The organism is Paenibacillus odorifer, assembly GCF_000758725.1.
In the GTDB taxonomy this organism is placed as follows: Bacteria; Bacillota; Bacilli; order Paenibacillales; family Paenibacillaceae; genus Paenibacillus_AQ; species Paenibacillus_AQ odorifer.
The window spans coordinates 3,052,833-3,072,379 of sequence record NZ_CP009428.1; the positions used below are offsets into that span (position 1 = coordinate 3,052,833).

23 protein-coding genes are annotated in these 19,547 nt (G+C 41.6%); 21 read left to right on the forward strand and 2 right to left on the reverse strand.

Going from position 1 to position 19,547, the window contains the following annotated elements; genetic code table 11:
* The first annotated feature begins 48 nt into the window (after positions 1-48).
* The 5 genes from aroC (at position 49) to PODO_RS13190 (ending at position 3,897) form a co-directional block, all read left to right on the forward strand.
* Entirely contained in the window at positions 49-1,104 is a 1,056-nt protein-coding gene (aroC, locus tag PODO_RS13170) for a chorismate synthase (RefSeq protein WP_036686655.1), read from the forward strand.
* 160 nt (positions 1,105-1,264) lie between these two features.
* Positions 1,265-2,122: an NAD-dependent epimerase/dehydratase family protein gene (locus PODO_RS13175; protein ID WP_038570616.1), complete on the forward strand. Its 858-nt coding sequence runs from the start codon at positions 1,265-1,267 to the stop codon at positions 2,120-2,122.
* Positions 2,123-2,157: 35 nt separating this feature from the next.
* Entirely contained in the window at positions 2,158-2,352 is a 195-nt protein-coding gene (locus PODO_RS13180) for a hypothetical protein (RefSeq protein WP_036686658.1), read from the forward strand.
* A 233-nt stretch (positions 2,353-2,585) separates the two neighbouring features.
* The gene (locus PODO_RS13185; RefSeq protein ID WP_038570619.1) at positions 2,586-2,801 is read left to right on the forward strand and encodes a DnaB-like helicase C-terminal domain-containing protein; all 216 of its coding nucleotides are present in this window, start codon (positions 2,586-2,588) and stop codon (positions 2,799-2,801) included.
* 157 nt (positions 2,802-2,958) lie between these two features.
* Complete coding sequence (locus tag PODO_RS13190; RefSeq protein ID WP_038570621.1) at positions 2,959-3,897, forward strand: GNAT family N-acetyltransferase; 939 nt, start codon at positions 2,959-2,961, stop codon at positions 3,895-3,897.
* 36 nt (positions 3,898-3,933) lie between these two features.
* On the opposite strand, the gene PODO_RS13195 is transcribed toward PODO_RS13190, so the two are convergent.
* The gene (locus PODO_RS13195) at positions 3,934-4,824 is read right to left on the reverse strand and encodes a GNAT family N-acetyltransferase (RefSeq protein WP_036686664.1); all 891 of its coding nucleotides are present in this window, start codon (positions 4,822-4,824) and stop codon (positions 3,934-3,936) included.
* A gap of 158 nt (positions 4,825-4,982) precedes the next feature.
* On the opposite strand from PODO_RS13195, the gene PODO_RS13200 reads away from it, so the two are divergent.
* The 11 genes from PODO_RS13200 (at position 4,983) to PODO_RS13250 (ending at position 14,610) form a co-directional block, all read left to right on the forward strand.
* Complete coding sequence (locus PODO_RS13200; protein WP_036686665.1) at positions 4,983-5,552, forward strand: GNAT family N-acetyltransferase; 570 nt, start codon at positions 4,983-4,985, stop codon at positions 5,550-5,552.
* Between the two features lie 1,000 nt (positions 5,553-6,552).
* A complete protein-coding gene (locus PODO_RS13205; RefSeq protein ID WP_036686667.1) occupies positions 6,553-6,912 on the forward strand; it encodes a replication termination protein in 360 nt (119 codons plus the stop codon).
* A gap of 93 nt (positions 6,913-7,005) precedes the next feature.
* Positions 7,006-7,389, forward strand: coding sequence for a DivIVA domain-containing protein (locus PODO_RS13210; RefSeq protein ID WP_036686669.1), 384 nt, complete (start codon positions 7,006-7,008; stop codon positions 7,387-7,389).
* A gap of 213 nt (positions 7,390-7,602) precedes the next feature.
* Positions 7,603-8,475 (forward strand): PRD domain-containing protein, encoded by an 873-nt coding sequence (locus PODO_RS13215; RefSeq protein ID WP_036686671.1) that lies wholly within the window; start codon positions 7,603-7,605, stop codon positions 8,473-8,475.
* 22 nt (positions 8,476-8,497) lie between these two features.
* Positions 8,498-9,004, forward strand: a complete 507-nt coding sequence (locus PODO_RS13220; protein WP_036686673.1) for a PTS sugar transporter subunit IIA — start codon at positions 8,498-8,500, stop codon at positions 9,002-9,004.
* A gap of 47 nt (positions 9,005-9,051) precedes the next feature.
* Positions 9,052-10,506, forward strand: a complete 1,455-nt coding sequence (gene nagE, locus PODO_RS13225; protein WP_036686675.1) for an N-acetylglucosamine-specific PTS transporter subunit IIBC — start codon at positions 9,052-9,054, stop codon at positions 10,504-10,506.
* A gap of 143 nt (positions 10,507-10,649) precedes the next feature.
* Positions 10,650-10,967, forward strand: a complete 318-nt coding sequence (locus PODO_RS13230) for a hypothetical protein (RefSeq protein ID WP_036686678.1) — start codon at positions 10,650-10,652, stop codon at positions 10,965-10,967.
* A 119-nt stretch (positions 10,968-11,086) separates the two neighbouring features.
* Positions 11,087-11,605: a sigma-70 family RNA polymerase sigma factor gene (locus PODO_RS13235; RefSeq protein WP_038570626.1), complete on the forward strand. Its 519-nt coding sequence runs from the start codon at positions 11,087-11,089 to the stop codon at positions 11,603-11,605.
* A 46-nt stretch (positions 11,606-11,651) separates the two neighbouring features.
* Entirely contained in the window at positions 11,652-12,737 is a 1,086-nt protein-coding gene (locus PODO_RS13240) for a hypothetical protein (protein ID WP_038570629.1), read from the forward strand.
* Complete coding sequence (locus PODO_RS13245; protein ID WP_038570632.1) at positions 12,737-13,729, forward strand: ABC transporter ATP-binding protein; 993 nt, start codon at positions 12,737-12,739, stop codon at positions 13,727-13,729. The genes PODO_RS13240 and PODO_RS13245 overlap by 1 nt, the downstream gene beginning before the upstream one ends.
* Positions 13,726-14,610: an ABC transporter permease subunit gene (locus PODO_RS13250; RefSeq protein WP_038570635.1), complete on the forward strand. Its 885-nt coding sequence runs from the start codon at positions 13,726-13,728 to the stop codon at positions 14,608-14,610. The genes PODO_RS13245 and PODO_RS13250 overlap by 4 nt, the downstream gene beginning before the upstream one ends.
* 77 nt (positions 14,611-14,687) lie before the next feature.
* Here the strand turns inward: PODO_RS13250 and PODO_RS13255 are convergent, their stop codons facing one another.
* Positions 14,688-15,014: a catDE operon transcriptional regulator CatR gene (locus tag PODO_RS13255; RefSeq protein WP_036686688.1), complete on the reverse strand. Its 327-nt coding sequence runs from the start codon at positions 15,012-15,014 to the stop codon at positions 14,688-14,690.
* Positions 15,015-15,208: 194 nt separating this feature from the next.
* Between PODO_RS13255 and PODO_RS13260 the strand changes: the two genes are divergently transcribed.
* The 5 genes from PODO_RS13260 to PODO_RS13280 all read left to right on the forward strand — a co-directional run bounded on the left by PODO_RS13260 (position 15,209) and on the right by PODO_RS13280 (position 19,537).
* Positions 15,209-15,991: a GTP cyclohydrolase II gene (locus PODO_RS13260; RefSeq protein WP_036686690.1), complete on the forward strand. Its 783-nt coding sequence runs from the start codon at positions 15,209-15,211 to the stop codon at positions 15,989-15,991.
* 78 nt (positions 15,992-16,069) lie between these two features.
* A complete protein-coding gene (locus PODO_RS13265; RefSeq protein ID WP_038570639.1) occupies positions 16,070-17,125 on the forward strand; it encodes an ABC transporter ATP-binding protein in 1,056 nt (351 codons plus the stop codon).
* Between the two features lie 127 nt (positions 17,126-17,252).
* Positions 17,253-18,002, forward strand: coding sequence for an ABC transporter permease (locus tag PODO_RS13270; protein WP_051491475.1), 750 nt, complete (start codon positions 17,253-17,255; stop codon positions 18,000-18,002).
* A gap of 6 nt (positions 18,003-18,008) precedes the next feature.
* Positions 18,009-18,794 carry an ABC transporter permease gene (locus tag PODO_RS13275; protein ID WP_036686696.1) on the forward strand — a complete coding sequence of 262 codons (786 nt, stop codon included), beginning with the start codon at positions 18,009-18,011 and terminating at the stop codon, positions 18,792-18,794.
* Positions 18,795-18,907: 113 nt separating this feature from the next.
* The gene (locus tag PODO_RS13280) at positions 18,908-19,537 is read left to right on the forward strand and encodes a hypothetical protein (RefSeq protein ID WP_038570641.1); all 630 of its coding nucleotides are present in this window, start codon (positions 18,908-18,910) and stop codon (positions 19,535-19,537) included.
* Positions 19,538-19,547 lie beyond the last annotated feature (10 nt).

A 19,547-nucleotide genomic window follows, 5' to 3' on the forward strand; every position in this document is an offset into this window, starting at 1 on the left:
TTTGGATAGATAAATAATAAAAGAGTCGGCAATGGAGGTTTGAATATTATGGCAGGTAACACATTTGGGGAAGTATTTAAGATTACTACCTTTGGAGAGTCACATGGTGCAGCGGTTGGGGTCATAGTGGATGGAGTTACACCTAATGTTGAAATTGATGAAGCATATATCCAGAAACAGATGGATAGAAGGAAACCAGGCCAGTCCTCAGTAACTTCACCGCGTAAGGAATATGATGTTGTGCAAATACAATCAGGAGTATTCGAAGGGAAAACAACCGGAACTCCACTCTTTGTGGTCCTGTACAACAAAGATATGAAACCGGAGGCCTATAACGATATTCAGCATTCATTTAGACCCGGCCATGCGGATTATACTTTTTTGCAGAAATACGGAATTCGCGATCATAGAGGCAGTGGGCGGGCATCAGGTAGGGAAACAGCGGCAAGAGTAGCTGGCGGAGCGATCGCTCGGAAACTGCTTGAAAGAAGAGGAGTTGAGGTACTGGCCTACACGCAAGAGGTCGGAGGGATTAAGTGCCAAACCTTTGATGAAGATGTCATTGAACAAAATGCAGTCCGCGCCTGCGATGCTAAGGCAGGAGCTGAAATGATTAAAAAAATTGAACACTTAGCTTCGATTGGAGACAGCTGTGGAGGTATCGTGGAGTGTCGGATTAGAGGGGTTATTCCGGGTCTTGGAGAACCCGTATTTGATAAATTGGATGCAGAGTTAGCTAAAGCGATGTTATCTATCGGTGCTGTAAAGGGAATAGAGTTTGGAGCTGGATTCGAAGCGGCCTCTATGCTTGGAAGTGAACATAATGACGCGATGAATAAGGATGGATTTCTTAGTAACCATTCCGGTGGGATTATAGGCGGAATTAGCACAGGAGAAGAAATTATTTTTCGAATAAGTGTAAAACCTACATCATCGATTTCTGTTACTCAACAGACCATAAACACGAATGGTGAAGAAGTAGAGATTAAAACGGAGGGCAGACATGATCCATGTATCTGTCCGAGAATCGTGCCGGTTGTTGAAGCAATGGCTTGCTTGGTATTGGAAGATCTTTATAAAAGACAAGCTGCTATTTTTGGATAAAAACACTTTATGATAATGATTCAACTCAAAGATTGCACCTCTTAGCCTGCTGTGAGGTGCAGTCTTTTTTGCATATGTGGTATCATATGGATAATCATTCAAATTATGCTTTAACTCTAGCTATGCCATAAGATACGGTACAGCAAAAAGGAGGGAATAGATGAAAATCTTTGTTGCAGGTGCTGCAGGTGTGATTGGACGGCTATTGCTTCCTAAGTTACTTCAAGCGGGGCATGAGGTTATCGGTCTGACCCATAAAGAAGAAAACAAAACAATCCTTGAGAGCATTGGGGCACAAGCGGTAATCGCGGATGTGTATGAGCGTGAGTCTATATTTGCGGCTATTCGCGCAGCTCAACCTGAAGTGGTGATTCATCAGCTGACTTCACTAAGTCAGCGGAATTTTGCAGATAATTCAAGGATAAGAATAGAAGGAACACGAAATATTGTCGATGCTTCATTGGCATCCGGGGTTGAACAGATCATTGCCCAAAGTATCTCTTGGGCATATGAAGCTGGTGAGGGACCTGCCACGGAGAATACTCCATTAGATACTAATGCTTCTGAATCACGGATGAGAACCATTGAGGGTATCCGCTCCCTTGAAAAAGCAGTCGCTGAGATTCCTAATCATGTGATTTTGCGGTACGGAATGTTGTACGGCCAAGGGACTTGGTATGATTCTGCAGGATTAATGACAGAAGAAATTCGGCATGGAAGACTGACAGCAACAGAAGCAGTTACGTCATTCCTTCATGTGGAGGATGCAGCTAACGCGGCGGCGCTTGCTCTGAACTGGCCTTCTGGTCCAGTCAATATTGTGGACAATGAACCTGCGCGAGGAATAGATTGGATGCCTGTTTTTTCAGAACTCTTGGGAGCTCCTGGACCTGCTTCGCAAATGGGCAGAGAAGGCTGGGAACGGGGGGCGTCCAATACAAAAGCTCGAATGGATTACGGATGGAGCCCATCTTACCCGTCATGGAGGTCAGGTTTTGCTCAGAGCTTGAAGGGTTAGAGAGATGAATCCTTACATGTAGAAGGAGAGATGACATGAGTAAATTAAAGAATTTTTCTTTAGTAGTCGTGAATTTAATTGCTGATCTATGGTTTGGAATTGTTCGAAAACCAGAGTTTTATGATAAGCACGCCGTTACTAGAACAAAGAAAGGGTATGTCCTGTTTGTAACTATGGCAGGCATTCTCGCAGTGGGTTCTGCTTTTTGGTTATGCTCGAGAATATATTAGAAAAAAGACTGCCAATTGGCGGTCTTTTTTTTAGATATTGGACGTCAGAAAGCTACAATGTTATGTTAGTATTTAATAGATGGTTAAAAATTGAATTTTTTAAAAAGAGGAAGGTTCCAATGAATTCTCCTACACCGAACTAACGGGCGCTCACTTATTCTCAACAATCTATAATTGCCTCACGAGTCACCATTCCAAAGCAGGCTCCTTATTATGTTCAGCGCATAAGATTAATGTCCAAACTCATGGATGAAAACCGTGCTAAAGTAACGCTTATTGCCGCCTCAGCTGGATTTGGAAAAACGACACTTGCGGCTGAATGGGCTCGCACTCATTCCGATGAGGTTGCATGGTTGTCACTGGAACTTGCAGATAACCATCTTGTACGGTTCTGGTTAAGTTTGCATACCGCAATTGAGAGAATCTTTCAGCCCTATGCTAATCGTTGAGGTTAAAAACCGGGTACAAGCCGTTTCTAAAATAAAAGAAAAGCATTTGCTTTAAATCGGCAAAAGATTAATATAACAGTTTATTACCAAACATTTACTTTAAGAAGTGATACTATGGAATACAGAAGGTGATAGGACTAGCGAGGAGGAAATGTAAATGCAATTAATGGCATGGTCTGAATACGAGATTTCATATGACTTAAATAATGATTATTCTATTCGTATGGCAGACTCGGAAGAATGGGGACTGTACTGTTCCATTTATTATAATATGCAATATAATGGTTTTTTTAAAGAAGAAGGGTTCAATTCTGCCCAAAGAAACGCTTTTTGGATCTATAGAGGGGAGTCAAAAATAGGTGGAGTAAGGATGTCGCCTAATCGGATATATCATTTATTTGTTATTCCACCTTTTAACGATACATTTGTGGTGCTGAAGCTATTAAAAAAGCTTTTGATTTATTGGTCAGATAGCACAAAACCTATAAAAACCTTCGAGGTTCTGCCAGACCAGGTTCAATTATTTGCGCGGGCAGGGTTTTGGCCTGATGAGTTCAGATGCCGTTGGATGCACCGTCCTACAGATCATTTTGAGGTCGAATGGAACGAAGAGTTAAGGATTGAAAGTCCTCAGATCGAAGATAATGGTATGGGCGCTAAACGATTTATTCTTGAAGAGCAGATCGCCGAATGTAACTATGCGAGCTTTGATGGAAGTCTTGAGGCAACAAGAAGAAAGAAATTCTCTTATGAAGATTTTATCCCAAGTGAAGAACCTAATTATACAAATGAAGTATTACTTACAGCGTCCACGCTTGTGTATGATAAGAAATCGGGACAGCTAATTGCGAATTGTCTCTTGGGTTTACAAGATGATTACGCAGCAGTTTACAGTATTGGTGTAATACCTGCTTACAGAGGAAAAGGGATTGCTACACGGATGTTGAAAAGAGGACTTAATCTCCTGAAAGATAAGTATCCGATCCTAAGGTTATATGTCATGGAAGGTAATGACGCGGAGTCTGTTTATTTAAATCTAGGATTTGTCCCTGGAGTACAAGAGATACAGAGTATGTATATTCCTATGCACGATTAAGAAAGGCTGCCATGTGGCAGCCTTTCTTTTCGTTAACTAGGCATGAGAGGTAATAGGAAACATGAAATGTTGAGGGAGTTCTTTTAATAGCGGACGTATAAATAAGGTATCTTCACTTTGGAAAATTAATTCTGCCTTAACTTGATCGATTGGATAATCTGGTGTGAAATAAAAATGTATAACCTCAGTTTCCGGAGAAATAATGCTTTTCAATACTGTGTTGATATCAAAACTTGTTGTACTGATAATATCAAAAATATGAAGCTGATGATCCTCATGTTTAAAGATCACAATAACGTCAGCCTCTTCAATATAATAAAAGGAATCATGAAAAGGAAGAATAAAATAAAACAGCAGCTGATGTTCATTATTTATCACACTTAGCGCGGAGGATACCGGTGTTCTTTTGACTGCGAAATTTTTGATCATGCTAAAATCAACGGGGTTACCTATAGATAAAGGCCGCACAGAGTAGGTTGTAGTTGGCTGATTGCTAAGATGAGCAACTTTAAGTGAAAAGCTGCTTTCTTGCATGCGTTCAAACCCGAATTTAGGATAAAAATCCAAAGCGCGCTCATTAGCAAATAAGTAGAGGAAGTCGTATTCATGTTCGTACTTAGCGATAATGTGGTCTATTAATTTTCTGGATAAACCTTGCATACGATAATCAGGATGTGTCATCACCGTCCCAATTTGGATGGCGTTGTATTCTTTTTTGTTGATGAGAATAGTCATTTTATTAATAGATGCATTCGCAATGACGTGATCTTCATCGATAAAGGAATAACAAATATATTTGTCATTCCAGCCCCCTTGTTCATACCAAGGTTTAAAATCAATACCAAAGATTGATTGGGCTAAAGAATTGAAGCTAAGCTTATATTTATCGATGTGTTTATAATCGCTAATCAATTGATATTCATTCATAGTATATACCTCTATTTCAGATGATTTCGGGAATCGCGTTTTATGAATATATAATACTATGCTTTTAAACCGTAAAGTTGATTTTAAAAATACTATACCAATATAATCCTGTAGATGTGTTATCATAATCTCTAAATTATTAAACTCGGAGGTACAAGATGAGAGAGGTAGATTACACTCATTATTTTTGGCAGGATGAGAAAATAAGACTAAGATCCGTTCAGGAAGAGGATTGGGAAGGTCATTACATCAACCGTTTCGATACACCAGCGCGGCGACTTTTAGAGTGTACTGTTGAACTACCACCTACCATAGCTGAATCCCAAAAATTTGTAGATACATTTGCAGAATTCTCATCACAGCGGCTGATGTTTACGATCGAGAATCTAAATGGCGAATATGTGGGTGGAGTAAATCTTAATAGCATAGACGAGAAAAATGGTACGTTCAGTATAGGCGTGCAAGTGGATAGAGATCATCGAGGTAAGGGGTATGGGACAAGAGCTATCAACATCCTGTTGAAGTATGCTTTTTTGGAGCTAAGACTCAACAAGTTTAACGAATGTGCGCTCGAAGGTAACGAACCCTCAGCAGCTATGCTCAGAAAAGTGGGCTGTGTCCAAGAAGGCGTGCGCCGGAAAGTAATTTATACAAATGGACAGTATTTAGACTTACTGTTGTTTGGATTGACGAAGGATGAATTTATGGAGAAAAACGCTATGAAATAGTGATTAGGAGAGGCTACTTGGAATGCGATTCTTCAATAACTGGAGGATCGCTTTTTTGCGTTTCGTTTTGTGGATCGATGTTCTATTGAAGCTTGCGGACTCAGAAGACGCTATTTGCAAATATTAAGCTTTTTCAGAGTAGTATCGGACACCAGTGCAGCTATTCCTCTAGTTTAGCTGTATATATGTTACTTTTTATGCCAATAGTGCCCATGGGGTCCGATAGGACAGCAAAAGTGGGTAAAAGCAGCGAATAGAGTCAATGGAGTCCGATAGTAGCTCGAACGAGCAAAACTGACCAAATCAAACATTGAATGGGAGGGGAGCGTGCTGAAGCATGTGGATTCAGATAGAGTTTGTTTCGTGCAGAAGTATGTGGGCTCAGATGGAGTTTATTTTGTGCTGAAGTTTGTGGTTCCAGATAGAGTTTGGTTTGCGCAGAAACATTCGGACTCAGAAGACGCTATTTGCAAATATTAAGCTTTTACAGAGTAGTTTCGGACTCCAGTGCAGCTATTCCCCAAGAATAGCTGTATTAATGTTACTTTTTATGCCAATAGCGCCCATGGGGTCCGATAGCACAGCAAAAGTGGGGAAAAGCAGCAAATAGGGTCAACTGGGTCCGAAAGTAGCTCCAACAAGCAAAAACAGTAGCTCGAACGAGCAAAACTGATCAAACCAAACAAAGAATGGGAGGGGGGGCGTGCTGAAGTATGCGGACCTACTTCTTCGAGGAATCATTCAACGCAATCAACGATGTACAGCCATTTATTCCGTACTTTCATCATATGAAAAATGCACAATAGAAGACCAGAAAAAACTACACTCTCCCTGTTCACATCCACATAAATCATCCTACATACCACCAAATCTCTATAAACAACGGAATAAGTGAACCCTCTATCAAATTTCAGGTTGTGAAAGTTGGAAAATAGTGCTTATACTAGAGTAATAGAAGGAAAGATTAGCCAACAACATTTACAACATGAGGAGGGTTTATATGGCGTTTATGATTGCTCAACGAGCGTTTATCAAGGTGTATCTTATAACAATGGTAGAACAACACCGCGGTTACGGATATCAAATGCTGGAGGATTTACGTCGGGATTTCAAAGCCCATGGTTATTCCCCTCCACAGAGTGAAATCTATCGCGCCCTGCATGAGCTGGTGCAGCAAGGGATTTTATATCGTACCAAGCAGCTGAAAGGCAATGACCCTAAAGTGGATTTTCAAGAAATCGTACTTTACCATTTCACTTCAGATGGAGAAGAGAAGGCAAAGTTATATAAAAAGCAGGTAAAGACAGATCTTGACCGCTGCTTAGGCATTTTGAATAAAGCTGTTGTGGACAACTATTAGAACTGCAACTATAGTAATATTTTCAGGATGCTCTCACCCTGTTATAATGGTTACTGCCGGATGATTGCAGTATATACTTGGAGGTAGCAAAAGATGGATGAACATATGAAACGTCGGTTAGACAAACAGCGGAAGCTGTTCAGTCAACTCGGCATCACATTAGACGCTCTAACCATACATGAAAAAGAATTCAGCATGAAGCTGCGTGGCTACGATGCGGAGGAAGTAGATACATTTCTGGACAGCGTAATCAAGGATTACGAACGTTTCTATGCGACGATCGCTGATCTGATGGATAAATGGCAAGAGCAGCAGCTGGAAATGCGGGAATTAAAGGCAGAAACCAAAACAGAGGTAATCCAGGTACCTGTTTCCCGAGGCATTGATCCAAAAGAATTGGAAGAGGTTATTCTGAGGCTTGAGACTAACGTCCGCCAGCTTAAAGATAAGCTTCCTCGCGTGGAAGAGTTTTTATAAGGAGTTGTTTGGTGTAAAGGGAGCTCCGCTTGACATTTCTAAATTTACCATTGACGAGTTAGCAGTTCATGAATTATGATATGTTCATAAATGATCATTTATATTTTAGTGGCGTGTTACCGTTAAGGGCATGAGCCAAGAATTGTCTTTATTTCCATTAGACAATTCTTGGCTTTTTTTGTTCCAATTTGACGATAATTAGGGAGAGGAGTGATGAGCTTGTCGCGAGAGATCGAGCAATTTCAAGTACAGCGTGTAATAGGGAATAACGTTGTAATGGTTCAGGGAAGCAAAAACGGGAAGGAATATGTCATCATTGGCAAAGGTATTGGATTTGCAGTGAAGGGTTCTGGTGTGATCGAAGGAAATGATGCTCGGATTGAGAAATTGTTTCGTCTAGAAGATCGCGAAGCCTGGAGCCAATATCAAGTTTTGCTGGAAGACATAGATCCCAAGGTTATGAAAATAACTGATGAGATAATTGCAGATATCCAAAGTCAATTTCCTGACAAGTTAAACGACAAGATTTATCTGGCACTCCCGAGCCACATACAGTTCACCATCTACCGTCTGCGCAACGGGATGGATATTATTAATCCGTTTTTGCAAGAAACCAAAATGTCATTTCCGAAGGAATTTGAGATCGCTTACAAGGCATCGGAGAAAATCAATGCTGAATTTCAAGTACAAATCCCCGAAGATGAGATTGGATTTCTTACTTATCATGTGTATTCGGCAGTTAATAATGTATCGGTTGGTCAGTTAGTCAAGGCCTCTAATATTGTCAATGAGCTTCTAGACATGATTCAGCAAGAACGAAAGATAACTTTTGAGCATGGCAGTATGAATCATATCCGATTAATGATCCACTTGCGTTTTTCGCTGGAACGTATTTTAAAAGGATCACTAATAGATAATCCCTTTGTGAAACATATTAAGAAAGAATACAAAGAGGAATACAAGCTGGCTCAAAAGCTCGGTAAAGTAATGCAAAGGTCGCTTGAAGTCGAAATCCCGGAAGAAGAACTATGTTTTCTAGCCATGCATTTGCACCGGTTATTTCAGACCTTAGTGAAATCAAATTAACATCTTAAGAGGAGTGGAGCATATGTTTTCCAAATGGAAATCAAAAAAAGAAGAGAAACATACTGAACATACCATCGAAATCATGGCACCAATCAGCGGGGAGTCAGTTCCACTAGCACAGGTTCCGGATGAAACCTTTGCTGGCGGTCATATGGGTAACGGAATTGCAATAAAACCATCTGAGGGAATTTTGAAAGCGCCTTTTGACGGTAAGGTTGCTCATATCGTGAAATCGAGTCATGCAGTCATTCTGGAACATTCCTCCGGTATGCAATTGCTATTACATATCGGAATCGATACTGTCAGCCTCAAGGGCAACGGTTTTGTCAGTCATATAACCTCTGGAGATCAAGTAAAAGCAGGTCAAACCCTAATCGAATTTGATCTGGACGTAATTCGCGCGGCAGGTTGTGACACAATTTCGCCTGTAATCGTGACCAGCACAGAGGAGAATCCACCTCAAGTAAGCGGACATTATGGTCAGGTTACAGCAGGACAGGATCTGATTCTTACCGTGGCTTCAAAGTAATTGGTTTATAGAGCACTACTACTATTGAACCGAAAGGATGATTTTAAATGTTGGCTTTTCTACAAAAACTAGGTAAGTCGTTAATGCTTCCTGTTGCAACCATGCCGGCGGCAGCTATTCTTCAAGGGTTTGGTTTGCTTAACTACGAAAAAGATATTCCGCTAGGAGCGACCATTGGTGGATTCCTGAATCAATACTTTGCGCCATTTCTAAACGCCGGAGCGAATGCGATCTTCGGTAACCTTGCCTTAATCTTCGCGGTAGGGGTTGCCATTGGATTTGCCGGTGACGCCGTAGCAGCTTTGTCAGCAGTAATTTCTTACATGGTACTGACCAAGATTCTGCTTATCGTACCGCTTCAGTTCTCTTTCATCAATGATGATGTTGTATTGAACATGGGTGTGCTTGGTGGTATTTTTGCCGGTGCTTGGGCAGCATTCTTATACAAGAGATATCACAATATAAAAATGCCTGATTGGCTCGGATTTTTTGCAGGTAAACGTTTTGTCCCAATCATTACGGCAGCTTCTATGATGGTTCTTGCTGTATTTGTGGGTATGATCTGGAGTCCGATACAAGATGTTATTAGTGACTTCGGGAACTGGGTTGTGTCACTGGGGGCTGTTGGAGCATTCATCTTCGGTACAGCTAACCGCTTGCTGATTCCGTTCGGTCTTCACCACGTGCTTAATACGATTGCTTGGTTCCAAATTGGTGATTTTACGAATGCAGCTGGTGAACTGGTGCATGGTGACTTGTACCGCTTCTTCGCTGGAGATAAAACTGCTGGGATGTTTATGACTGGATTCTTCCCAATTATGATGTTTGCGCTTCCAGGGGCAGCACTTGCATTTATTCATACAGCTAAACCGGAAAAACGTAAAATGGTTGCTTCCATCTTCATCGGTTCTGCCATTGCTTCTTTCTTAACAGGGATCACTGAACCACTTGAGTTCTCCTTTATGTTCGTAGCACCACTCTTGTACGGAGTTCATGCTTTATTAACAGGATTCTCCATGGCCTTGATGTACATTTTAGATGTTAAGCTTGGTTTTGGTTTCTCCGCAGGTTTGATCGATTATCTTGTAAACCTGAAACTGTCTACTAATGCATGGATACTTATTCCTGTGGGTCTTGGATTCTTCGTCTTGTATTATGTACTATTCCGCTTTATTATCTCATTGTTCAAGCTAAAAACACCTGGACGTGAAGATGATGATGAAGAAAGTCTGTTAGCACCACCTGGAGGTAATGGAACGCCTTCATCGTCTTCTAAAGCTGCTCAAATTCTTGAGAACATCGGCGGTCCATCGAACATCCGCAATATCGATGCATGTATCACACGCCTTCGTCTGATTGTTAATGACGAAAAAGCCGTTAAAGATTCCGCATTGAAACAGCTCGGAGCTTCTGGTGTTATGAGACTGGGTCAAGGGGCTGTGCAGATCGTATTTGGTCCAAAATCAGAGCAAATTAAAGATGATATTCAAAAGCTGTTATAACTAAATTGATCATGTTAAATTCATTAAACAGGGCTGGTTCTTATACCAGTCCTGTTTTTTTGCTGTGTCCAGAGATAAAGGGTTGCTTTATAGATAATGCCTAGTATAATACTTGGTATAAGTAGGCAAAGGAGTCGGTACACATGTCAGTCGATGATTATTTGGATCTTTTAAATTACGCCAAGGCGATTAAAGATGGACAGTGGCAGGCTGACATCATTGAGCGCTTAAAGAATCTTAGTGCAGCAGCGGAAAGTCCTCAGATTCAAGAAGAAAGTGTAATAGAATTATGGTCAAGATTTGATGCCATTAACATAATGATCATGAAGCTGTTTGAGAAGCTACGTGAGAATGAACATTCAGAGCAACAGTTTCAGTGGAAAGAGCAGCTCTGGGAGCTTAGGCTGGAACGAAGTATTTTATCAAAAAAGATTCTTAATCGTTACATTCGAATTAGGTAAACACTAAAAGACAGTTTCCTTATTAATTTAGGGGCTGTCTTTTTTTACGTAATCTTGATACAAAAATGCATTGATAGTCGTCTTACTTATAGCTGCAGCTGATAAGGAGGATTTACAAGATGGAAATTCCGGAATCTGAAATTTTTAAAGCAATATTCTATGAACATTATCCTATTGTCAGACGTAAGCTGACCGCTTTGGTTCGTGATGAGTCGGCAGCAGATGATTTGGCACAAGAAGTTTTTCTGAGATTGTATCGTAACCCCCCAGATGATCCAGCAGCGCTGGGTGCCTGGCTTCATAGAGTCCTTACTCGTATTGGATATGATTATCTAGACAAAAAAGCAAGGGAACGGCGGCTGCAAAATAAACAAGAACAGTTATACGAAGTGGGGGAATCACCTCCTTCAGGAGAGGAAGTCTTAATCAGTAAGCTGGATCAGGAGGATGTTCATGAATGGTTGAACGAACTGCCTGACAGAGATAGACAAGCGCTTCTGCTTAGATACTCTGGTTACAGTTATGCGGAAATAGCAGGCGAGCTTGGTCTAAGACCACCCGTAGTAGGGACATTACTGCACCGTGCGACCCAGAGGTTAAGACAAAATGCAGCAAAATCACTATCTCAGTCAGATTAACAAACCGAGATAAACGAAGCTCCAAATTATTTAGGAGGGTTTACTAATGACTAAACAACCGCTAAATCAAGATCATAATAAGCAATATACAGATGAAGCCTGGGCCAAATTGCAAAACAAGTTAGCGTCTGAGCCTGCAAGTCCTAAATGGGCTGTGTGGAGTCAGCAGTTGGCAGTGGATGTTATGAAAGATGATGATATACCACACCCAGAAATGGGCCAGCCTCAATCTACAGATGACAATCCGATAACTAATCGCCGATCCAAGCGACCTCGCATGAATCGTCGGCGTAAGTGGGGAGTAGCAGTGGCAGGTGCCGCGATCGTTGCGGTTATACTTGGAACTCCAGTAGGAAATACGGCTATGGCATCGCTGCTGAATCAGTTTCGGATGGAAGAAGTTACAGTTGTGAATGAAAATGATATTCGGGATATTTTTTATCAGGTAAATGAAAGTCAATCCATGAATGAAGCTATGAACAAATTTGGTGTGTTTACAAGTACTTTTGGTTCAAATAAAGGGATTATTCCGCTAAATCAGGTGGAAGAGACTCTAGGTTTTACACTTCCAAGCGGAACTTTGCTCAAGAATGTGAAGAGCGCATATATAACCAATTCACAAGAAATAACCTTGAAGCTTAATATTGAAGCGGTTAATAAAGCAATGAAAAGATTGGGTGCAAAACAGCTTCTTCCAGAGGCCATAGATGGGAAAGAAATTAAATTAGATCTTTCGGAGATCGTGAATTATGATCTTTCGATGGATAATGATAAATGGGCTAATCTTACACAGACGAAGACTCCTTTAATTACTGTAGATCCAACTATAAAGGTTGATGAAGCTTTGGAAGCTATAATCGATTTTCCATTGCTGCCAGATTATCTGAAATCCAGCTTAAAGCAGAGCCGCATTTTATCAGGTGAAATTCCTCTGCCACTGGTAAAAGGCCTGAATACCGATCAAATAAAGATTAAAGATACTACGGTTCTACTGAATCAGAATGAATATAGTCAAGGGATTGTATACTCGGCCATTTGGGTACAGAACGGGCAATTGTTCGATTTCAACGGGGGAAGCGTGTATACAGATAAAGCTGTATTCTTAGAGAAGCTAGAGGAGTTGATTGAATAATGACGGTTGCTGCAATAGAAGCGAAGTCTTTGACCAAAGAATATGATAACGGACGTGGTTGCCGTGATGTAACGATTACTGTTGGGAAAGGGGAAGCCTTTGGCTTCCTCGGCCCTAATGGTGCGGGGAAAAGTACCTTTGTCAAAATGTTGGTAGGTCTCATTCGTCCATCGAGTGGTAGTGCTACTCTATTAGGCCATAAGATCGGTTCACTTGAAGCCAAGTCTCAAATCGGATATTTACCGGAATTATATCGCTATCAAGAATGGCTTACCGGGGAAGAAGTAGTAAGACTGCATGCCAAGCTGTGCCGTGTAGAGCGATCTGTAGCCGATAAAAGAGTTCCAGAGCTTCTAGCGGAAGTTGGAATTGGAAACCGTGGACGGGATCGTGTGAAACATTATTCCAAAGGGATGCAGCAGAGATTAGGGCTTGCTTGTGCTCTTGTAAACAATCCGGCCATCGTTTTTCTGGATGAGCCCTCATCGGCGCTAGACCCGATTGGACGTCAGGAAGTTCGGAATATTTTGCAGAGGCTAAAAGAGAAGGGAGTTACGATATTTCTTAACTCTCATCTACTGGAGGATGTTGAACTCATCTGCGACCGTATGGCACTGCTGAATAACGGAGTTATACTGCGGCATGGGAAAGTATCTGAGATCTTAAATAAGCGAACAAGCTGGCATTTTAAAGTGGGCGGTTTTACGCCTATTTTGTTGTCTTGGCTACAGGATAGTACTGATCTTAAGATCAAAGTTTCAGCGGATATTGGATCTCAATCTGAAAAAGGAGCTTCAATCCCAGCTACATTGGAAAGTAGCACAGTTTGGCTGGAAGCGGAACTGGAGAATGAGGAGCAAGTAGGCTGGCTGAACACGTTAATTATTGAACAAGGAATGACCTTATATGAAGTCTCACGAAAGCAAGAACGTCTGGAAGACTGGTTTATGAGTGCTGTATCCGGCCTAAGTCACAGAGGTGAACACGAATGAGAATAATCATGGGAATGACCTGGAAGGAATTGCTGCGAAAACGAGTGATGATATTAACACTGCTTATGACCATTGTCTTTCTTATAGGATTTTGGTTTGTGGCAAATACGATTGGACAAAGTGGAATACCGAATAGAACAGATATTAGCAGTGGCGAGCATCTCTTAGCTAATTTTACAAATGGTGCTTTTATATTATCACTTGGATTCTTTTTTGGCGCTTTTGTAATCGCCTTTTTGGCGATCTTCAGTTCCTTCTCAGCTATTGCAGGTGAAGCGGAACAAGGGGTTATGCAGGCTTTACTGCCAAGACCGCTGCCGCGGTGGAAATGGTACATAGGTCGCTGGCTTGGATATGTGACGCTTGGGATTGGTTATGCCCTGATTTTATTTATTTCTATTTTATGGATTACTGAGATCCATGCAACCGTTCCTAGAGATGCCGTAGTCCTATTGAAATCATTTTTGTTATTCTCCTCTATAGTGCCTTTGCTAATTACGATTTCTATGCTGGGTTCTGGATTCTTCTCAGCAGTGGGGAATGGCGTCTTTATGACAATGTTATATGGAGCGGGCTGGTTAGGTGGGATGATTGATAAGATCGGAGGATCGCTTAGATTAGAACCCGATGTTCTTGACACATTAAATAATCTGTCAGGAATGATGGCACTGCTTATGCCAGTGGATGGTTTACAGCGGAAAATGACCGCCGTCCTGTTCAGCGCTAATGAAATGAGTGGAATGATGGGATTGTTCGGCAGCATGAATGGATTGCTGGATTTTAATACGGTTCCGTCAAATATGTTTATTTTTTATGCGCTAGGATATACCCTGTTAGCTTTTGTTATAGGTCTCCTTCGCTTCGAGCGAAAAGACTTATAAAGGGGATGTTAATCCAAAAAGAGCCCTCTTGTCTTATGATCGGGACAATTAGGGCTCTTTGTGTTGTGTAGCGGGAATCATTTCTTAATACCAAGCTCAATCCATTCGGTAGACCAGTTTCCAATTTCACCAAGTATAGGAGCAAGCGCTGTGCCTTTTGGAGTCAGAGAGTACTCAATACGTACTGGCATTTCAGGATATACAGTTCGCTCTATAATGCCTTCGGTTTCCATTTCCTTCAATCGGTCAGATAACACCTTGCCACTGAGATTGGACAGACAGCTCTCAATTTCACCAAAACGGCGTGGCCCTGGCATAAGCACGAAAACGATCAGCGCGACCCAACGTTTACTTAGCAAGTCTACCGCTTTTTCAAAGCGAGGACACATGTTGAAATCATTCATAATATCACCTCGACATTCATTATATCATAAACTTACATAAAGTAATTATAAATATTTAAATATATATTATAACTTGACGAAGTTATATTACAATGATAAACTTACTTACAAATAGTTACTTATAATTTAACTAATATTTTATCCTTATGCTTAGCTCTATCTAAGCATTGATGAACAATGAGGAAGGTGTAATTATGATTAAACCAGAAATCACTTCTATTTTACAGAATAAAATCACGCGAATTCCTTTAGCAAATTCCACAAATATATTGGTTGGACCCATCACGTTACCCGTGAATTTAGACGGCGAGACCGTTGTTTTTAAATGGTACAACTGGCTGAATACAACTGATGCAGAGCTTCTTCAAGAGGATAGCAGTAAAGCAACGGCAGCTTTAATTTCACGTTTGCCATCCATGAACTTAGCAGAAGGACAACAATCCAGTGTGTTGGTATATGGCGATTTCGAAGGGTCTGAGGATGCATTGATCCGGATGCATAGCATCTGCCATACTGGCGATATTTTTGGCAGTAAACGTTGCGATTGCGGATTCCAGCTGCATCAATCCATGAAAATGATTGTTGAGCATGGCTCTGGGGCATTATTTTATCTCGCGAATCATGAAGGAAGAGGCATTGGCCTGTTCAGCAAATCTTTAGCGTATCTTTTACAGGAAGAAGGATACGATACAGTTGAGGCTAATTTAGAGTTGGGATTTGCTGATGATTCAAGAAACTACGAAGAAGCAATCAGTGTTCTGCAAACTTTACGTCACAAACCAGTGACGCTGATCACGAATAATCCGAAGAAATTGGATGCGCTCAAGGCTGCAGGGATGAATGCCGTGAAAAGAGTAGCGTTATGGGGAGATGTATCTTCTTTTAACGAGAAATATTTGCGGACTAAAGTCGCTCGCTCAGGGCATTTAGAAGCTGTGAAGGACACCCATTCGCTAAATGAAAGACTGGCTAAGTAAAGATTGAAGTAGTGCTTTTGCGCTTCTTCTATTATAATGGGGTACTGGGAACCAACTCTAAGCTTAGTGAGGTACAATATGACTGCTATTCAAGTACAAGACTTACGCAAAACATTTAAAGTACAAAAAAACCGCGAGGGTCTCAAAGGGGCCTTCGCTGATTTGTTTAAAAGGGAATATACGGAAGTGACTGCAGTGAAGGACATTTCCTTTTCCATTCCTGAAGGGGAGATCTGTGGTTATATCGGCGAGAACGGTGCTGGGAAATCGACCACGATCAAAATGCTCACAGGTATTCTCGTGCCGACTTCCGGAAATCTGACAGTAGGTGGTTATGTTCCGTATTTGGAGCGCGAGAAATTCGTGAAAAATATCGGCGTGGTATTCGGGCAACGCAGTCAGCTATGGTGGGACATTGGGGTGATTGAGTCGTTCCAGCTCCTGCGCAAGGTTTACCGGGTGTCTGAACAAGATTTCAAGAAACGGCTGGATGAATTGGTCGAACGGCTGCAGCTGCAAGAACTGCTGAATCGTCCGGTTCGTAAGCTTAGTCTAGGTCAGCGGATGCGTTGTGAATTAGTAGCAGCATTGCTTCATAATCCGTCGATTGTATTTCTGGATGAACCGACCATTGGCTTAGATATTGTGGTGAAGTCAGAGATCCGTGAATTCCTAAAAGATATGAACCGCGAGCATGGGACAACCATACTGCTGACTACACATGACCTGCAAGATATTGAGGCGCTTTGCTCCCGAGTGATAATGCTTGATGATGGCCGTATCATTTATGACGGAGGACTGGAAGACCTGAAGCAGCGTTGGGGAACCGGACGTGAGGTTCAATTTCAATTTGGAAATGCAACGAAACGTCAGCAACTTGAGTTATGGACTGAGGGGTTGCCTGTTACTTGGTCTGCGGAGAACGATCTAGGGGCATCTGTCTGGATACCGCTAGATATAAATGTATCGGATGTATTAAGCAGAGTAGTGGGAAAAGCAGACATTACTGATATCAAAATCATAGAGACCAATACGGACGATATTGTTCGCAGTATTTATCAATCCGGGTCTGCAGACAAGCCTGATGAAATGGCTGCCGCTCTGAAGGATGAAAGAGAGGCTTTACATGTCTGATAAGCTTAATCCTGCAACGGCTATGTCCTCCTCCTCAGGAGGCGCGTCTTCTGGTGGTCCTCAGGAGAATAGCCGTAAATTACTATTCGGGGCTTACTTAGATTTTATACGCATCCGTTTCCTTACCATGCTTGCTTATCGAATTAACTACTACTCAGGTATTCTTATCTATTCACTGAATATTGGGGTTAACTATTTCACTTGGATGGCCATCTATGGTAATGGGGATTCATTGGGTGGATTTACTGCAACGCAAATGACATCATATGTTGCTGTGTCGTGGATGGCTAGAGCCTTTTATTTTAATAACCTAGACCGCGAGATCTCTACGGATATCCGTGATGGAAGTATCGCTATCCAGTTTATAAGGCCCTATAACTATGTCTTAGTCAAAATGATGCAAGGTCTTGGAGAGGGAATGTTCCGCTTCCTCTTATTTATGATTCCCGGCATGGCCATAGCGATGCTGCTGTTCCCAGTACAATTGCCAACAGCGCCATCTGCTTGGGCGGGGTTCCTGGTGATGCTCTTTTTCAGCTTTTTAATTAATTCACAGATCAATATCATTACAGGGCTCTCGGCTTTTTTCGTGGAAAATAATGAAGGCATGATGCGAATGAAGCGGGTAATTGTAGACTTATTCTCCGGCTTAATCGTACCGATCAGTCTGTTTCCTAACTGGTTATCTTCCGTACTTGAGGTGCTGCCGTTTCAGGCGATTACCTACTTGCCAGGTTCAGTGTTTACGGGACGGGTGCAAGGGGTTGGAATATGGAATGTATTAGGGATACAAATTATTTGGTTCCTGGTATTGCTGATTCCAATTGTCTGGTTATATCATGCGGCGCGGCAGCGTCTCTTCGTGCAGGGAGGTTGAGGAAACATGTATTACCTGGGATTATTAATTGAATATATCAAAAACTATATGAAGAGCCGGCTCACCTATCGCGCTGACTTTTGGGTAGAGGTCATTTCAGACTTGCTTTTTCAAGCTACCAACTTTATCTTTATTCTCGTAATTTTTATGCATACAGATAGCCTGGGCGGTTGGAATCAGAATGAAGTAGTGTTCGTTTATGGATTCTTTATGGTGCCTTTTGGGGTGTTTAGTTGTTTTGTGAATCTATGGGGATTTAGTGAACGTTACATCGTTAAAGGTGAGATGGACCGTATTTTGACACGCCCAGCTCATAATTTGTTCCAGATCTTTTTGGAAAATGTTGATCCACCAGCACTTATGGGCTCATTCATAGGTATTATTATTATGGCCATCAGTGGCAGCAATCTGGGTCTTCCCTTTGAATGGTGGACGATACCGGCTCTGATCATTCTGACGTTAAGTGCGGTCGCCATCTATACGGGGATTTATACAACGTTGACTTCATTGTCTTTCTATTCGGATGCTCCTACTGGGATTCTTCCGTTAATGTACAACATTCAGACTTATGGCCGTTACCCGGTAACGATTTACAATCGTGCTATACAGGTATTGCTTACTTGGATCATTCCATTTGCATTCGTCGGAGTGTATCCAGCCGCGCTTTTTCTGCAGCGGGAGGAGATGACCAGCCTTGCTCTGATGACACCTGTAGTAGGCGCTATATTCCTGGGGATTGGTTTGTTAGCCTGGAGTTATGGCGTACGAAGATATAAGGGTGCGGGGTCTTAAGTTAGGCTAGTGTTTTGTTAAGTTGGAAAGGCTACCTTCGGGTAGTCTTTTTTTTACCCGGAATTCATGAATATGCTAAAATCATTAATATCTACATTGGGGAGGAATCATAGATGAATGTGTTAGATATTTTACCAGCACCCGAAAACTTAAAAAAACTTATGAAAATACTTGCTTCTCTAAATATTGTCTTATGTCCAGAGGACTGGCTTCGCTATCATAGTTTTGATTCTATATTTGATAAGAATGTTTCTCTAGCATCGATCGATAATGGCTCAGGTGATAATTTGTTTATTATTTTTACACCTCAAGGAACGATAATTAAAGGTTTTGATCATGAGTCCGAAGTAAGTCCATATGCGCGTGACGAACATGAAGTTTGGCCAGGAATCTATGAAGAGGTCCCAACCTCGCTATTGTCTTTACTGGAAGATGAGGCGATAGCTAAGGATGATGTTACTTTTTGTTTTTGGCGTGAAAATAACGACATGGCGTGGCAGAAGGGAGAGGTAGAGATTCCAGCGGGGGCAGAAGATGGTTCGGACTTTTTGCTAGGGACTATTTTCCGCACAGCTGAGGATTTTGTGGAATTTGCCGAAGGTTATTTTGAACTCACACTCCCTTTAGAGGTCGTTGCACAAGTTTATGAGGGTGCAGTCATTACCAAAGAGATGATCAAAGCGTTAAATCCTGATGGTGATGTAGAGACAATTCTTCAGGAGTTAGCAAAGCTAGACTCTTAGGGACTTATCG

Excerpts from the sequence above, each read along its gene's own strand:
- aroC (WP_036686655.1), top strand. The coding sequence starts at position 49 with ATGGCAGGTAACACATTTGGGGAAGTATTTAAGATTACTACCTTTGGA.
- PODO_RS13175 (WP_038570616.1), top strand. The coding sequence starts at position 1,265 with ATGAAAATCTTTGTTGCAGGTGCTGCAGGTGTGATTGGACGGCTATTG.
- PODO_RS13180 (WP_036686658.1), top strand. The coding sequence starts at position 2,158 with ATGAGTAAATTAAAGAATTTTTCTTTAGTAGTCGTGAATTTAATTGCT.
- PODO_RS13185 (WP_038570619.1), top strand. The coding sequence starts at position 2,586 with ATGTCCAAACTCATGGATGAAAACCGTGCTAAAGTAACGCTTATTGCC.
- PODO_RS13190 (WP_038570621.1), top strand. The coding sequence starts at position 2,959 with ATGCAATTAATGGCATGGTCTGAATACGAGATTTCATATGACTTAAAT.
- PODO_RS13195 (WP_036686664.1), bottom strand. The coding sequence starts at position 4,824 with ATGAATGAATATCAATTGATTAGCGATTATAAACACATCGATAAATAT.
- PODO_RS13200 (WP_036686665.1), top strand. The coding sequence starts at position 4,983 with ATGAGAGAGGTAGATTACACTCATTATTTTTGGCAGGATGAGAAAATA.
- PODO_RS13205 (WP_036686667.1), top strand. The coding sequence starts at position 6,553 with ATGGCGTTTATGATTGCTCAACGAGCGTTTATCAAGGTGTATCTTATA.
- PODO_RS13210 (WP_036686669.1), top strand. The coding sequence starts at position 7,006 with ATGGATGAACATATGAAACGTCGGTTAGACAAACAGCGGAAGCTGTTC.
- PODO_RS13215 (WP_036686671.1), top strand. The coding sequence starts at position 7,603 with ATGAGCTTGTCGCGAGAGATCGAGCAATTTCAAGTACAGCGTGTAATA.
- PODO_RS13220 (WP_036686673.1), top strand. The coding sequence starts at position 8,498 with ATGTTTTCCAAATGGAAATCAAAAAAAGAAGAGAAACATACTGAACAT.
- nagE (WP_036686675.1), top strand. The coding sequence starts at position 9,052 with ATGTTGGCTTTTCTACAAAAACTAGGTAAGTCGTTAATGCTTCCTGTT.
- PODO_RS13230 (WP_036686678.1), top strand. The coding sequence starts at position 10,650 with ATGTCAGTCGATGATTATTTGGATCTTTTAAATTACGCCAAGGCGATT.
- PODO_RS13235 (WP_038570626.1), top strand. The coding sequence starts at position 11,087 with ATGGAAATTCCGGAATCTGAAATTTTTAAAGCAATATTCTATGAACAT.
- PODO_RS13240 (WP_038570629.1), top strand. The coding sequence starts at position 11,652 with ATGACTAAACAACCGCTAAATCAAGATCATAATAAGCAATATACAGAT.
- PODO_RS13245 (WP_038570632.1), top strand. The coding sequence starts at position 12,737 with ATGACGGTTGCTGCAATAGAAGCGAAGTCTTTGACCAAAGAATATGAT.
- PODO_RS13250 (WP_038570635.1), top strand. The coding sequence starts at position 13,726 with ATGAGAATAATCATGGGAATGACCTGGAAGGAATTGCTGCGAAAACGA.
- PODO_RS13255 (WP_036686688.1), bottom strand. The coding sequence starts at position 15,014 with ATGAATGATTTCAACATGTGTCCTCGCTTTGAAAAAGCGGTAGACTTG.
- PODO_RS13260 (WP_036686690.1), top strand. The coding sequence starts at position 15,209 with ATGATTAAACCAGAAATCACTTCTATTTTACAGAATAAAATCACGCGA.
- PODO_RS13265 (WP_038570639.1), top strand. The coding sequence starts at position 16,070 with ATGACTGCTATTCAAGTACAAGACTTACGCAAAACATTTAAAGTACAA.
- PODO_RS13270 (WP_051491475.1), top strand. The coding sequence starts at position 17,253 with ATGCTTGCTTATCGAATTAACTACTACTCAGGTATTCTTATCTATTCA.
- PODO_RS13275 (WP_036686696.1), top strand. The coding sequence starts at position 18,009 with ATGTATTACCTGGGATTATTAATTGAATATATCAAAAACTATATGAAG.
- PODO_RS13280 (WP_038570641.1), top strand. The coding sequence starts at position 18,908 with ATGAATGTGTTAGATATTTTACCAGCACCCGAAAACTTAAAAAAACTT.